The organism is Planctobacterium sp. AWM4_229, from assembly GCF_056160305.1.
The window spans coordinates 1-14,399 of record NZ_JBSWWX010000004.1 but is presented as its reverse complement, the minus strand read 5'-3'; the positions used below and the strand labels follow the sequence as shown (position 1 = coordinate 14,399).

Here is a 14,399-nt window from a genome sequence, read left to right as displayed (position 1 = left end):
GCTCAACTTGAGAACAGTCAAATTTATCACCAGTTCCAGCTTTATTGTAGGAAGCTTATTCAGCCTGATGCTGGCAATTGGACTGTACTTAGCCAATGCCTATTTTACCACCATTACTGAGTTCACTTTGCAGCAGACTCCAGACATGCAAGCCATCCAGCAGATATCCAAACGTTACACGCTGCTGATGATGGCTGTATTGGGCAGTGTTGTATTACTTAGCTTTATCATCGCTTGGTACGTAGTTAACCGTATTAACCGTATGTCTAACACCATCAACGACATTATGAATACCGGCAACCTAAGTGCCCGCCTGGAAGTGGACAGCAGTTGGGACGATCTGAGCAAATTGTCGTTGGTCACTAATCGCATGTTACAAGCTCTGGAAGCCATGGTGAACGACGTTAAGTCTGTTTCAGACAACATTGCTCATGATTTGCGAACGCCACTAACAAGGCTACGTGCTGACATAGAATTGAGCGCCGATAACGGCCACAAGTATCAGTTGCTGGCAGAAGTGGATAATATCCTGACCATATTTAACAGCCTGTTGCGCATCGCAGATATCGAAGCTGAGAAACAGGTATCCGCATTCAAAATGCACGACTTAGCTAAAATTGTGGATGATATTGTCAGTTTTTATGAGGCCCTGGCCGAAGAGAAACGCATCAATATTAGCCTGCAAACCCAACCTGTGGAATTGCTGTGTGAGCGAAATTTAGTTTTTCAGGCCCTGGCTAACGTCATCGACAATGCCATTAAATTCACTCCTGAAAATGGTCGCATTCACATACATTTAACTGCACAAAAAAGCGCGGCAAAAATATCCATTTGCGACACAGGTCCGGGTGTACCTGAGCACCTGAGGGATAAGATTAGTCAAAGACTGTTCCGAGTTGAGCACAGCCGCTCAGCCCCTGGCAATGGTCTTGGCCTTGCCTTAGTAGCAGCAGTGATGCAACTGCACGGGGGAAGTCTGTCATTCGAAGATGCGTGTAACGAACCCGAAAACCTACCAGGTTTGAGTGCTGTTTTACACTTCCCTCAATGATGTTTAGTGAAAAGGCAATACTACAGATTAACTGACGGGCTTTGATTACGACCCGATAACCCTGAGCGTGGCGCTGAAATACCGTTTTTAACTACCACAAGGTGAGCGATTTGTCCCATACGAAGTGATTGCAATTCGCTCAAATACGACTATTCTGGTTACACTTTTTTTGCCTGATTATCCTACAGGAATGGCATGTCCTATCAGATAGTTCTTGAAAACAAAATACTCAAGGTTGTGTTTAGTGAGCGCGTTGTCACCGAGGATCTGGTTGCCCTGGACAAAGAGATTTTTGAGCATTGGCCTGACGCGGAATGTGTGGGCCATATCTACGACTACCGCGAGGTAGAAACCGTAGGATTTAATGATGAAGAGATCCGACAAATCGCGTTGCTGGATAAAAACGAATCGTTTATTCAAGGTCCTTTAAAGATTGCCATCATAGTTACCGACGAAAATATTGCTCGTTACTCCAGGGTCTACGTTGAAGGCTTGCAAGGATCAGATTGGCAAGCGGCCATTTTCGAAGATGAAGATGCCGCCAACACTTTCATTTTTGCGTGATCTGAGTGTCTTGAAAATCCGTTAAAGCGCACATCCCTTGTTAAAAAAGAGAAGTAGACCATGAAATCCTGGACCCGCGCTGATATACAAGCAATGCAGCAGCGCTATCGAGCCATGTTTATTAATTCCCTGTCGGGTTTTAAAAGCGCTAACTTAGTGGGCACCATCGATGACAATGGCAACGAGAACTTGTGTATCGTCAGCTCGGTATTTCACATTGGTGCCGATCCAGCGTTAATGGGTATGATTACCCGCCCGCAAAGCGTTCGACGAGACACCGTAGCCAATATCAAAGCCACCGGTTACTACACGTTGAACCAGGTTAACGCGGATATAGTGGTAGCAGCTCACCAAACCTCTGCGCGTTACGAAGCGGATGTCAGTGAATTCACCGAAACGGGGTTAACTGCTCATTACGATCCGGATTTTAACGCGCCTTTCGTAGCAGAGAGTAAGCTGCGTATCGGGCTGAAACTGGTGGAAACCAAGCTGCTGGAAATTAACCAAACGGAATTGATTATTGGTGAAATAATGCTGGTTCAAAGCCTTGAATCTGCGCTGGAGTCCGATGGTAGTATCGATATCGAGCAACTCAATAGCGTCGCCATATCGGGACTGGATCGCTACCACTCAACGCAAAAAATCACACGTCTGAGCTATGCCAAGCCACATAGCCACCCTCAAGAGTTGTTGTTTAACACTCCTGACAAAACATCAGAGGAGTAATCCAAAAGCGCTATGCAGGGAAGTGAATCACCAGGTCAACACGCCCTACTGGAAAGGTGCATCGAACACTGCCAGTCCCTGTTAGCAAATTGGCAGTTAACGCCGAAGGTACATTTTGAACTGGAAGGCATGTGTATCATGCCACAGCGGCGTACCTTGGACTTTCAACGTCTCAATCAACAGCTTTCTCAACAGCGCATCCCGGGTGAGGTAAAACCCGAATATTGGCCAGGACAATGGGAGTATGTTTCAGATCTGGCAGAGCAGACGCCACTGCAAGAGGCGCGATACATTGCGCAATTAAAACATCTTTTACCCAAGCTCATGCTGCAACAAGGTGCCCAAGAGGTGTTACTTAAACCCGTGGTTTGGCATGGCTCTGATGCCCGCTATGTCACCGGTTCCAGTGCACTCTTTGCCTTGCGAAGCGGTTCTGTGCATATCCCCAACGCCATACAAGTCAACATCAGTGTGGCTGACGTTAACGGCAATAATAAATTGCCCGACAGTGGTTTAGGAGAATGGATACAGTATCACCTGCTACACAACAGCTACGCCTGTAGTGTCTTATATCTTCCAGAGGAAGAAGCCTTTCAGCGCTTAAAACTGCGCACGGAGTTTGGCCTTGACGCCGAATTAAGCTCTCCGTGGGAACTTTCCGGTGGTTATCAAGGCAGTGTTGCCCTGTACAAAGAAAAAGGCAAACACAACCAACCGCTGAATCCCAAAGCACTGGTGCTAGGAGCACAAAAACAGCCCTTGTGTTGGAACAATGATTGGCAAAAAGCCTGCAGGATAGAGCATCGACTGGGCGCAACCAGTAAAAATTATGATCCTTTTATTAACGTGCTGTTTATTTTACTCAATGTATTGGATGCGGTGGTATCCTGGCAGTCGGGTGAATGTGCACCAACAACTAAGCACCGCTCACTACCAGCAAGTTTGGCAGATTCACCTGATGGGATTGGGGCATTGAGACTATTTCAGGAGGACAGTTGGTTTGCCAGCAGCATAGATAACTACTGTCAAAATCTGACCATACCCGGGGTATCCTCGCTAGGGCAGCATATAAAACAAAACTATCTGAAAGGATTTCACCCCAAAATCCTTTCCTGATATGAAGACCGCACAAAACGCCAAGGAGTTAATATGTGCAAACAACTACTGACACTGAGCAAGCCGCCTTTTTTAAGCAGCGGAACGGTGGAACAAAAACGCGCACATCTGAAAACTTACTTCCGGGAAACCTGGGAGTTGTACGAATCACTGTTTAGCTTAATCAAACGTGATGAAGCTTACTTTCTTCGCCCTGAGCCTTTGCGTCATCCGCTGATCTTTTACTATGGGCACACTGCGGTTTTCTACATCAACAAATTAATTCTTGGCAAATTCATACCAGAGCGCATAGCACCACATCTGGAGTCTATTTGCGCGGTGGGTGTGGATGAAATGTCATGGGATGATCTCAAACCCGACAATTATCAGTGGCCTGCTGTTGACGAAGTCCGAACTTATCGCAATAGCGTTAAAGCACTGGTTTTGGATCTGATTGACAACATGCCTTTGGAATTGCCCATTCGACAAGACTCCCTGGCCTGGATTGTCTTGATGGGTATCGAACACGAGCGCATTCACATTGAGACCTCATCAGTGATCATGCGCATGCTGGACTTACAATACCTGGAAGCGCATGACGACTGGAGGCCCTGTACTGAAGCCGGTAATGCCCCTGAAAATGAATTGCGACAGGTATCCGGTAAATCGCTGCTGTTGGGTAAACCCGAAAGTAACGACACCTACGGTTGGGATAACGAATTCGGCGAACTTCCTGTGGAGGTTGACGATTTTCAGGCCAGCAAGTACTTAGTATCCAACGGTGAGTTTTTGCATTTTATCGAGGCCGGTGGTTATCAAACACCCGACTTGTGGACTGAGGAAGGGCAGAGTTGGCTGAGTTTCACTAAAGCTAAAATGCCCCGATTCTGGCACTACCGCGACGGCCAATATTGGCAACGCAATCTGCTGCAAGAGATCCCATTGCCGCTGAACTGGCCTGTAGAGGTTAACTATCTGGAAGCCAAAGCTTTTTGTAACTGGAAGAACCAGCAAAGCGAGCAATTTATTCGTTTACCTACCGAAGCCGAGTGGCAGGTAATGCGAGATTCACTGGATACCGATCTGCCTTTCTGGGCCGTGGCACCGGGTAATATTAATCTTGAGCACTTCGCGTCATCTTGCCCGGTGAACAGCTTCAAGCAAGGCGACTTTTTTGACATTCTGGGCAACGTCTGGCAATGGACGGAAAGCCCCATAGACGCTTTTGAGGGTTTTAAAGTACATCCGCTGTATGACGACTTTTCAACCCCGACATTTGATGGGCAACACAACCTCATCAAAGGCGGCTCCTGGATTTCTACTGGCAATGAAGCCACCCGAGACTCCCGCTATGCTTTTCGCAGACACTTTTTCCAACACGCCGGGTTTCGTTACGTGGCCAGTCGAAGTGAATCAATACCCATAACACCGGTAAACTGCTACGAGACCCAAACAGACATCAGTCAAATGCTACACCACCACTACAATGCACAGCAAAGCCGGGACAATGATTTGGTGCAACTGGCGGAGTTAGTGGCGAGCCACTGCTCTAACGCATCTAAGGTATTAGATTTAGGTTGCGGCACCGGGCGTTTAAGCTTTGAACTTGCCCGCCATGTTGCCCATGTTGACGGTATCGATTTGACAGCGAGACACATTCAACATGCCTTGCATTTCAAAGAACAGCAACAATTACGCTACGCCATGCCGGTAGAAGGCGAGTTACTGTCTTATCACGAGGTGGTCTCAGAGGATCTCGATTTAGATGACGTGCTACTCAATAAGGTCAACTTTGTCCAAGGAGATGGGCACAACCTGAAACCACAATTCACCGGTTATGATGTCATCGTTTGTCACCGGGTCATTGATGCGGTATATCATCCCGAACAATTTCTTGAAAATGTGTTAACCCGATTAAACCAAAACGGTTTGTTGCTACTCTCCAGTGACTGGCAATGGCAGGAGAATGGCTTAGCCAAAAACAAATGGTTAGGTGGATTCAAAAAAGATGGGGAAAGCCAAACCAGCGCAGAGGGCGTTGCACAACTCTTGTCACCGCACTGTGAACGGGTATCTCAAAGCCAACTGGAAACCCGGTTTCAATATTGCTCAAGAAAGTCAACATTGATACAAAACGACGTTATGCTGTGGCGTAAAAAATAACTGCTCACAATTTTTCTGTCCCGCAAGTCGATGTTTAAAGGTAACCTTACAAGGTTACCTTTTTGCTATGGAGCGCAGCTGATTTGAAGCAACTTTACCCCACCATTGAGCCCTACCGACAAGACAAGCTAAGGGTGTCTGAATTACACCAGATACACTTTGAAGAGGTTGGCAACCCGAACGGGCAAGCTGCGCTGTTTTTACACGGTGGACCCGGTCTGGGGATTCTACCTGTTTATCGACGCTTTTTTGATGCGCAGCACTATCGCATTATTCTACCAGACCAACGTGGTGCTGGCCGCAGTCAACCCTATGCAGAGCTTGAGGAAAATGAAACTTGGCATATTGTCGAAGACTTAGAGAAACTGCGTAAGCATCTCGGCATTGAGCGCTGGTTAGTGATGGGCGGCAGTTGGGGCAGCCTGTTGGCCCTTTGCTACGCCATAAAATATCCTCAGGCAATCTCAGGCCTGGTACTCAGAGGGGTGTTTTTAGGTCGCCAAAAAGATATCGATTGGGTGTATGGAGGAATTGGCACGGCTCAGATTTTTCCGGTTCAATGGACGCAGTTTAAAGCGCCCTTTGAGCAATGCTCGGACTGTGATGTCGTCGCTAAATACTATGAAGTTCTGTCTGGTGAAGATAAAGAACAAGCTAAGAAGTTGGCCTTAATATGGGCCAGCTACGGCGCGAACACCATGACTTTGTTACCCAATTCCCAATCCAGCAGAGACATTACCGCCACAGATAAAATGCTGGCGTTAGCGCGTACCGAGTGCCATTTCGCACAGCACAACTTTTTCCTGCCTGATGACAACTATGTACTGGACAATGTTCATCGATTGCAATCCATCCCAACTCACATAGTGCACGGCCGCTATGATGCCATCTGCCCCGTGGGTACAGCGTGGGATTTACATCAGCAATTGCCTCATAGTCACCTCCATATTGTCGCTGATGGAGCTCACATACCGACGGAGCCGGGCATGGTGGACAAACTCATCGCCATTAGCGATGAAATGAAAGCCTGATTACTACAAGATTAAAAAAGTTTAACTGACCCAATCCTGTTTCCCCTGCGTAATTCATTACAAATCAACATTGTTGAGAATTGCCATGAAACAGATTTTGATCACCGGGGCCTCCTCGGGCATCGGTGAACAGTTAGCGAAAGACTATGCCAACCAAGGGTGGCGGGTATATGCCTGTGGCCGCAACAGTGAAAAGTTGCAAGCATTACAGAACAACACCCCCAACTTGCAGGCATTGGCGTTTGATGTCACTCAGCCTGAGCAGATTGTTCAAGCAGCCTCTCAGATTGAAGGACAGTTGGACCTGTTGCTGCTCAACGCTGGCAACTGTGAGTATATAGACAACCCGTTACACTTCGACGGGGCGCTTTTCGAACGGGTCATCAAAGTTAATCTGGTAGCCATTGGCTACTGCCTTGAAACCTTACTGCCAAAGGTACGTTCGGGTGGCCAATTAGCCATCGTTAGCTCCAGTGCCGCTTATTTGCCCTTTCCTCGAGCTTCAGCGTATGGCACCTCAAAAGCGGGAGCCAGCTACCTGGCCAAAACCCTGGCCATTGAGTTAAAACCCCACAATATCGATGTTAGCTTGATTAGCCCTGGTTTCGTCAAAACACCACTAACCGATAAAAATGATTTCGAAATGCCTATGCAGGTCAGTGTCGATTTCGCATCTAACGCTATTATTAAAGGATTGGCAAAACGCAAAAGCGAGGTGCACTTTCCGTCTCGTTTTACTTTCTTTTTGAAGCTGCTGGCAGCGCTCCCTGCCCCCATCTGGAAAAGTATCGCGCGCAAAATGTTGCCATCTGCTCAGCCACAATCTTAACGGAGACCCCCATGGAACAAATACAAACAACTGAAAACCTGACTCGCTCCCGCACCACTGAGTTTTATCAATCAATGGTGTTTAAGATTTTGTCTGAAGCACGTATTGGACGGCTCACTATGAAGATTGGCGAAGAAACCTATGGGTTTGGCGATGCCAAGTCAGAGCTTCAAGCAGAGGTCGTGGTATACGACCGCCAGATATTTAAAACCCTCATGTTCAAGGGAAGTATCGGCATAGCGGAAGATTATGTGGCCGGAAAGTGGCACTCACCTGACCTCACTCGCGTGATTGAGTTTTTCGTGGCAAACCAAGACTCTTTAGATGCGGTTGAAAGCAAATTCGGCCCGCTGGTGCGATTGGGCTATTTCTTCAAAAAATTCAAGAATCGTAATAACGTAGCCCAAGCCAAAAAGAATATCCTGGCGCATTATGATTTAGGCAACCACCTGTATAAACGTTTCTTAGACAGCAACATGCAGTATTCCAGTGCGATTTACCCAGATACCTTAACGGATCTGGAAAGCGCACAAGAGCATAAAATGGATACCATTTGTCAACGTCTGGCATTGCAACCCGGAGAAAAGGTCATAGAGATAGGCACGGGTTGGGGCGGTCTCGCCGTGCACATGGCTAAACACTACGGCGTTCAGGTTACCACTACCACCATTTCAGATGCTCAGCACGAATATGCTGCACAGCGCATTGAGCAAGAGGGGTTACAAGACAGTATTACGCTCCTGCGTAAGGATTATCGAGCACTGGAAGGTGAGTTCGACAAGCTGGTAAGTATTGAAATGATTGAGGCAGTGGGTCATGAATATCTGGATGGCTTTTTCGCGAAATGCTCCAGTCTGCTAAAACCCAATGGCCTGATGTTGATCCAGGCTATCACTATTGCCGATCAACGATACGATCATTACCGAAAAGATGTGGACTTCATTCAAACCTATATATTCCCAGGTGGCTGCTTGCCCTCGATACAACGTATGAGCCAGTGCTTATCTAATAATACGGATATGGTATTGCACGAATTACACGATATCGGCTTGCACTATGCCAAAACCCTACAAGACTGGCGAGAGAAGTTCTTCGCGGCCTGGCCTGAACTGGCCAAAGAAGGCTTTGACCAGCAATTCAAACGTCTCTGGGAATACTATCTGTGTTACTGCGAAGGTGGTTTTTTACAGCGCGCCATCAGCACAGTGCATTTAGTTTCTCGTAAACCGCGTTTTCAAGGTTAAGGGTCATCACCATGTTGTCCTCCAAACACTTCAAAATTGCCAATTTTGTTATCTTTCAATTGATTTGGATAGCTGCGGTTATTTTTCAAAGTGCCGGATTGTGGGCTTGTATCCTGCTGTTAGCCATTCACTTTGCCATCAGCCCAGAACGCAAAGCCGATTTTCTGCGCACCTACAAAGCGATTTTAATTGGTATAACTTTGGACTTTACTCTGATGCAAGCCGGAGTCTACGTATTTGAAGGGGACTACTTTCCTCTGTGGCTTGTGTGTTTGTGGATAGGGTTCGTACTGACATTGCGGCACAGTATGGCCTGGCTCGCAGAAAAGCCGCTGTATTGGCAGATAATACTAGGCGCCTGTGGAGGCACACTAAGTTACCTGTCCGGGTCACGCCTTGGTGCAGTGGAGCTAGGTATGGGGATTTGGGTTACCGCAATCATTCTGGTGATAGCCTGGGGACTACTCCTACCCATTTTTTATCGTCTTGTTAACAGAGCACATCCTCATGAACAGCTTGCGTAAGTGCCGTGTAATCGCCGCCATCGTCTTTATGTTGCTGCCTGCCGGGGGCTATGCTATGGAAAACAACGCGCCGTGGACATCCATGAAGTTGGTGGGTGAAGGCAAGCTCAGTTTTCTGTTTTGGGATATCTATTACGCCCGTCTTTATTCCGCAGATGGTCAATATCAAGAACAGGCTTATCCGCTGGCTTTGGAACTCACCTATCTGCGTGATTTCACTAAGCAGCAACTGGTGGATGAAACCGCGAAACAGTGGAAGAAACTGGGATTTAAAGATGAAAACAAAACCCAAGCTTGGCTGTCACGTTTGAGTGAGTTGTGGCCAGACGTTGAAGAAAAACAATCCATTACACTCTACATCGACAATCAAAATCGCAGCTTTTTTTATTTCAATGCTGAGCTCTTGGGCCAGATTGACGACGCCGAATTTAGCCAGGCATTTTTGGCGATCTGGTTATCCGAAGACACCAGTGCGCCTGAAGTGCGCAAAAAGCTCATCGCATCCCTTTAACTTGCGCAAAAATACGAGGACATTATGAAGTTGAAATTCATTTTCGCTTTGCTGCTGGCTGCCATGACATCACTGCTGATTGGATGTAGCTCTGTAGACATTAATGATTACCGAGGCAGTGAACCCAACTTAAACTTAAAAACCTTTTTTGATGGAAAACTGAAAGTGTATGGCATGGTGCAAGATATTTCCGGGAAGGTAACAAGGCGCTTTACTGCAGATATCGACGCCTCATGGGACGGCGAAACCGGCACGCTGGACGAGCTATTTTACTTTGATGATGGTGAACAACAGACTCGTATATGGACCTTGAATCATCTAGGCAATGGAGAATATAACGGCACAGCAGGCGATGTAGTGGGGGTAGCAAAGGGCCAAACGGTGGGCTCTGTATTTCGCTGGCAATATGAACTTACCATTCCTTATGACGGTGACACCTTGAATGTAAAACTGGATGACTGGCTTTACCTCATCACCGAAGACAGACTAATCAACCGCACCAGCATCAACAAATTTGGGCTGGAGGTGGGAGAAATTACCCTGATTATCGAAAAGCGCTAATGCAGCGACTGGAATTGCTCAAATACCAAAGCGGGTTTGAAATCCGCTTCGGGTTTGGACATGGGTTTGGCGCAAAAGTAACCTTGAATGGTATTGATCCCTTGCTCATGCACCCAGTCTAATTGCCTCTTGTTTTCTACCCCTTCCACGACAACGTTCAAGTCAAGTTCGCTCGCTAGCATGACCACAGAGCGAATAATCGCCCCACCCGCGCCTTCAAGGTCGGAAACAAAACACTTATCTAGTTTTATGGTACTAAATGGGAAAGCCTGCAATTGCACCATCGAAGAATAGCCAGTGCCAAAATCATCGAGACAAAACCTCACTCCCTTGAGAGACAATAGTGAAAAAGTTTCCATTAACTTTTCTGGCTCGTCACAGAATACACTTTCGGTAATTTCCAACTGTAAGCGAGTGGCGGGAAACTGTGTTTTTTTCAATATTTGCAACAGATTTTTGGCAAAATCATTAGTATTAAGCTGCAATACTGAGATATTTACTGCCAACACAATTGACTCATCGGCTACGTGTTCTTGCATGGCTTTAATGGCCCGTTCCAGCACCCAAAATCCAATATCACAGATAAGATGAGTTTGTTCTGCCAGCGGAATAAACTCCTCAGGTTGAATAACTTGCTGTTTAAAATGCCAGCGCACAAGCGCTTCATAGCCACTCACTTTACCCGTGTGGATGTTAAATACTGGCTGAAACACCAGAAATAATTCGTCATTCAGGATCGCTTGAGCCAGGCCGTTTCTCAGATACTCTTTATATTCCAGTTCAGAGAGATAGCGGGGTTCGAAAATAACGGCAGGTTTGCCATAGATTTTTCTTTTGTGGACAAACATCGCAATATCAGCGCGCCTGATTAATTCATCAGCATCTTGCCCATGCCTGTTGCTGAAGGCAATACCAATGGCAGCCGACACTTCGAAACCAAAAGCACGCTGTAAATTTTGCAGCATCATGTTGATCAAATCCGCATATTGCAAGGCAACGTCGTTAGTTTCCATGGTTAAGAACAGTACAAACTCATCGCCCCCCCAGCGGCAGCATACAGGCTCGCCAGGTAACTCTTTTAATATTGCGCCGATTTTCTTAAGTACCTCATCACCCGTATCGTGCCCTTGAGTATCGTTGATCCCTTTAAATTTATTTAAATCAATAAACAACACTGCCCGCGATACCGTGCAGGTCGATAAGGTCATTTGTAAACGAGAAAGGAAAGCCGTGCGATTAAACAGTCCGGTTAAACTATCATGCTCCGACAAGAAGCGTAAGTCTTCGGTCTGACGCGCAACCTCTTCAGCCAATCCGTCTTTGATTTGAATAATTTCTTGATTGGATTTGGCTAACGCATCGTTCTTCTGCGCTAATTCCTGCTTGTCCAGGGAAGCTTGCTGTAATAGCTGCTGATTGTGATTTTTCAGATATATAGCATGTTTGGTAAAATCTGTAATTTTTACGCCATTGAAGACCATGGTCAACGCAAAAAATACCCCCATGCTACCCAATATCTGGCGCATGTATTCAAGATCGAAAAGCCCCATAACGGAAATGGGCAGAATTAGTGAACAAGAATAGAATAAGGCCAAAAAGCGATCTGCGGACAATGGAGTGGGCGCAGCCCCCGCAAGCGCGGACAAAATAATAACGGTGGTGACAAACTCTACGTCAGCAAGCCAGGGCATGGATAATGCGCCAAACAAGCCCCAACACAACCCGGTTAGAATCGCTCCTGCCCGAAAGCGGAACAACCAATGCTCGGCATTGCTACTGCGCTTAGCCGGTGTCTGAAAGTGCCAGTAAATAACTTCCAATAGCCTCAGCCCCATCAGCAGGTTAATCATCCCCCACCAATACATTTTTTGTTCAAATATCACCGAAGCAGGGAAGGCAAAAACCAAAGCAGTGGAGGCGATCATGCATATAACAATTCCACCAATGCTATTGCGATACAAAAGATCAGCGACATCAGCAACGGAATGGGAATTATTGTTAGTCATCGTTGGATTTAAATGCTCATTATCTGGGCAACATTGTGCGTTATTTCACACCCCTTGTCAGTAAAATTTTATACACAAAATCTGCATATCTATTCTCACCATTAAAACCGTCCAAATTACAAAATTATCCATTCTCAAATTCTGCTATGCTGGCTGGAAAGGGATAAATACCTGGAAAATTACTGAGTTGAGCAAAACAATATGGGTAGTAAAGATTAAGGCTGAAGCTTTCGTTAAACTCGATTGACTCAATATGATTCAATTCGTGTGCAGGTATCATGCCCTGCAATAGTTTTACCGCCGACTTTAGCAAAGATGTTTCACGATTAACCGCGTCGACTCGCTCATCATTCTTCACCGATGAATACTTCCAGTGCAACACGTTTAGCAAATAGAATAAAGGATAAATGTTATAAAGAGAGTAGCTCACAAAGGTATATCGACGCATTTCCAAAGGTTGTAACATAAGCTTGTCGAATTGCTCTTGTGGTCGATTTTTTATACCAAACTCAGCCACTATCAATGCTGCTTCTTCGATCCCCAGAGCCAACGCAGAATAGGTCAACAGGGCATCCACCCAACTTCCACGATTATTGCGTTTAGCCACTTCAAATAATCCAGAAGGCGAGCTAAGAATCCATAGCGATAACGATTGAAACCACTGAGTTAATGCCTCGGCAATATCCTCATCCAAGGCTGATTCACTGCGAAGGATAGCGAGCCCGTCAATCAATAAGATCAACCATCTTGCATCAATAATACCGAGTCCTCTACGGTGATTGCGCCAGGGCATCACTTGCGCGTACTCCAGATGTGGGTTCATCCGGGTTTCGGGTGTAATAAACCAGCAGCGCAAAAGGCCATTAATATAATCCAGATAGCGTGGCTCTTTACTCTGTTTGTAAGCGAGAGACAACAAATGTACCCGCGCGCACATCTGAGCCAGACGAGGTTTATCTGACAAACGGGTCAAAGCGGGATTAGGTCGCCCATCCTTCTTATATTTTGCAATTTTGGGCTTGGAGAATGGGTCTGGATTGTCCCGATGCCAATAATAAGGCGCAAACGAAAGATAATCATTTCCCACCTGCGAAGGAGGTAATAAAGTTTTATCTGTTACCGTTAGAAAAGGCAGATTAATTATCTGTTCTGCCTTATTCAGCAAACGAGCATCATTATTTTCATCTAAGCATTGTGAATATTGTCGCACAATTACTTCAAAATAATCGCCTGCCACCAGTTGCTTTGAATCCATTCGCTGTTGAAATATGCGCCGACATTGACGTCGGTAATTGCGAAACAAGCGAATAACGGTATAGCCTTTTAAAATCCTCAAATAACGCTTAAAAATGATAAAACTCCATCTTATACCAATTCCGATTATACGTTATTGCGTCAATTTTTATTCCCTTAAAAACGAAAAAAGCCGGAATAAAATATTCCGGCTAACCGCTCCGACGTTAGGAGAGAGTGAGCGAAACTCTCCGAAACATTCTCCGTGCCTAAAGGGTTCTCACACTACCTCCCGGCGGATAATATTTCTTATGGGTAGAAATCGTTTGGTTCTGGATTTAAACCTGTTGTTTTTTGGGTTTCCTGTGGTTTGACTCTAGGTTCGACAGCGATGTTTGCTGTCCGACTGTAGGTTCGACTGTAGGTCCTGCTTTAGCTGGACAATATTGTCCGAACTTATACTGCGGTGATGAATCCATCATCACTGTCCGACTCGCCGATTTTCGGTCCCGACAAAATCGGCATTCACTACGTCCATGTAGTTTAAGTTCGACCTACATATCTATTAACCCAACAGTGATAACGCTGACTGAGGACGCTGATTCGCCTGAGCAAGCACTGTAGTACTGGCCTGCTGGATAATCTGGTTACGGGTCAGGCTGGCTGTTTCAGTAGCAAAGTCGGTATCTTTAATACGTGAACGGGCACCGGATAAGTTCTCAGACACGTTACTCAGGTTACGAATGGTAGACTGAAAACGATTCTGTAAGGCACCCAGCTCAGCACGTTGTGCACCGATAGAAGAAATCGCCGTATCGATTGAGGTTAGTGCGCCTGAAGCACCTGCAACTGTTGAAATAT

At 46.2% G+C, this 14,399-nt stretch carries 14 protein-coding genes; 11 read left to right on the top strand and 3 right to left on the bottom strand.

The genetic code is table 11. From position 1 onward, the window contains the following. Window positions 1–7: 7 nt before the first annotated feature. From ACXAGP_RS09385 to ACXAGP_RS09335, 11 genes are all read left to right on the top strand, one after another. Window positions 8–1,051: a sensor histidine kinase gene (locus ACXAGP_RS09385; protein WP_475260982.1), complete on the top strand. Its 1,044-nt coding sequence runs from the start codon at window positions 8–10 to the stop codon at window positions 1,049–1,051. A 195-nt stretch (window positions 1,052–1,246) separates the two neighbouring features. Beyond that, the gene (locus ACXAGP_RS09380) at window positions 1,247–1,615 is read left to right on the top strand and encodes a hypothetical protein (protein ID WP_475260980.1); all 369 of its coding nucleotides are present in this window, start codon (window positions 1,247–1,249) and stop codon (window positions 1,613–1,615) included. A gap of 60 nt (window positions 1,616–1,675) precedes the next feature. After that, entirely contained in the window at window positions 1,676–2,341 is a 666-nt protein-coding gene (locus ACXAGP_RS09375; RefSeq protein WP_475260978.1) for a flavin reductase family protein, read from the top strand. Window positions 2,342–2,353: 12 nt separating this feature from the next. Beyond that, window positions 2,354–3,457, top strand: coding sequence for a hypothetical protein (locus ACXAGP_RS09370; protein WP_475260977.1), 1,104 nt, complete (start codon window positions 2,354–2,356; stop codon window positions 3,455–3,457). Between the two features lie 33 nt (window positions 3,458–3,490). Next, window positions 3,491–5,599 (top strand): 5-histidylcysteine sulfoxide synthase, encoded by a 2,109-nt coding sequence (ovoA, locus tag ACXAGP_RS09365; protein ID WP_475260975.1) that lies wholly within the window; start codon window positions 3,491–3,493, stop codon window positions 5,597–5,599. A gap of 83 nt (window positions 5,600–5,682) precedes the next feature. Next, on the top strand, window positions 5,683–6,630 hold the full coding sequence (pip, locus tag ACXAGP_RS09360) for a prolyl aminopeptidase (RefSeq protein WP_475260974.1): 948 nt from the start codon (window positions 5,683–5,685) through the stop codon (window positions 6,628–6,630). 85 nt (window positions 6,631–6,715) lie between these two features. Then, window positions 6,716–7,459: an SDR family NAD(P)-dependent oxidoreductase gene (locus ACXAGP_RS09355; protein WP_475260973.1), complete on the top strand. Its 744-nt coding sequence runs from the start codon at window positions 6,716–6,718 to the stop codon at window positions 7,457–7,459. Window positions 7,460–7,470: 11 nt separating this feature from the next. Then, on the top strand, window positions 7,471–8,703 hold the full coding sequence (locus ACXAGP_RS09350) for a class I SAM-dependent methyltransferase (RefSeq protein WP_475260972.1): 1,233 nt from the start codon (window positions 7,471–7,473) through the stop codon (window positions 8,701–8,703). An 11-nt stretch (window positions 8,704–8,714) separates the two neighbouring features. After that, window positions 8,715–9,227, top strand: a complete 513-nt coding sequence (locus ACXAGP_RS09345; RefSeq protein ID WP_475260971.1) for a DUF2878 domain-containing protein — start codon at window positions 8,715–8,717, stop codon at window positions 9,225–9,227. Then, complete coding sequence (locus ACXAGP_RS09340; RefSeq protein ID WP_475260970.1) at window positions 9,211–9,738, top strand: chalcone isomerase family protein; 528 nt, start codon at window positions 9,211–9,213, stop codon at window positions 9,736–9,738. Before ACXAGP_RS09345 ends, ACXAGP_RS09340 begins: the two co-directional genes overlap by 17 nt. A gap of 24 nt (window positions 9,739–9,762) precedes the next feature. Further along, window positions 9,763–10,299, top strand: a complete 537-nt coding sequence (locus ACXAGP_RS09335; RefSeq protein ID WP_475260969.1) for a DUF3833 domain-containing protein — start codon at window positions 9,763–9,765, stop codon at window positions 10,297–10,299. Here the strand turns inward: ACXAGP_RS09335 and ACXAGP_RS09330 are convergent. The 3 genes from ACXAGP_RS09330 to ACXAGP_RS09320 form a co-directional block, all read right to left on the bottom strand. Then, the gene (locus ACXAGP_RS09330; RefSeq protein WP_475260967.1) at window positions 10,296–12,305 is read right to left on the bottom strand and encodes a putative bifunctional diguanylate cyclase/phosphodiesterase; all 2,010 of its coding nucleotides are present in this window, start codon (window positions 12,303–12,305) and stop codon (window positions 10,296–10,298) included. The two genes, ACXAGP_RS09335 and ACXAGP_RS09330, sit on opposite strands and share 4 nt — an antisense overlap. Window positions 12,306–12,429: 124 nt before the next feature. Further along, on the bottom strand, window positions 12,430–13,560 hold the full coding sequence (locus ACXAGP_RS09325; RefSeq protein ID WP_475260966.1) for an alginate lyase family protein: 1,131 nt from the start codon (window positions 13,558–13,560) through the stop codon (window positions 12,430–12,432). Window positions 13,561–14,103: 543 nt separating this feature from the next. After that, on the bottom strand, window positions 14,104–14,399 hold a 296-nt coding region (locus tag ACXAGP_RS09320; RefSeq protein WP_475260965.1), incomplete at its 5' end, for a flagellin.

Excerpts from the sequence above, each read along its gene's own strand:
- ACXAGP_RS09370 (WP_475260977.1), top strand. The coding sequence starts at position 2,354 with ATGCAGGGAAGTGAATCACCAGGTCAACACGCCCTACTGGAAAGGTGC.
- ACXAGP_RS09340 (WP_475260970.1), top strand. The coding sequence starts at position 9,211 with ATGAACAGCTTGCGTAAGTGCCGTGTAATCGCCGCCATCGTCTTTATG.
- ACXAGP_RS09375 (WP_475260978.1), top strand. The coding sequence starts at position 1,676 with ATGAAATCCTGGACCCGCGCTGATATACAAGCAATGCAGCAGCGCTAT.
- ACXAGP_RS09350 (WP_475260972.1), top strand. The coding sequence starts at position 7,471 with ATGGAACAAATACAAACAACTGAAAACCTGACTCGCTCCCGCACCACT.
- ACXAGP_RS09345 (WP_475260971.1), top strand. The coding sequence starts at position 8,715 with ATGTTGTCCTCCAAACACTTCAAAATTGCCAATTTTGTTATCTTTCAA.
- ACXAGP_RS09355 (WP_475260973.1), top strand. The coding sequence starts at position 6,716 with ATGAAACAGATTTTGATCACCGGGGCCTCCTCGGGCATCGGTGAACAG.
- ovoA (WP_475260975.1), top strand. The coding sequence starts at position 3,491 with ATGTGCAAACAACTACTGACACTGAGCAAGCCGCCTTTTTTAAGCAGC.
- ACXAGP_RS09330 (WP_475260967.1), bottom strand. The coding sequence starts at position 12,305 with ATGACTAACAATAATTCCCATTCCGTTGCTGATGTCGCTGATCTTTTG.
- ACXAGP_RS09335 (WP_475260969.1), top strand. The coding sequence starts at position 9,763 with ATGAAGTTGAAATTCATTTTCGCTTTGCTGCTGGCTGCCATGACATCA.
- ACXAGP_RS09380 (WP_475260980.1), top strand. The coding sequence starts at position 1,247 with ATGTCCTATCAGATAGTTCTTGAAAACAAAATACTCAAGGTTGTGTTT.
- ACXAGP_RS09325 (WP_475260966.1), bottom strand. The coding sequence starts at position 13,560 with ATGGATTCAAAGCAACTGGTGGCAGGCGATTATTTTGAAGTAATTGTG.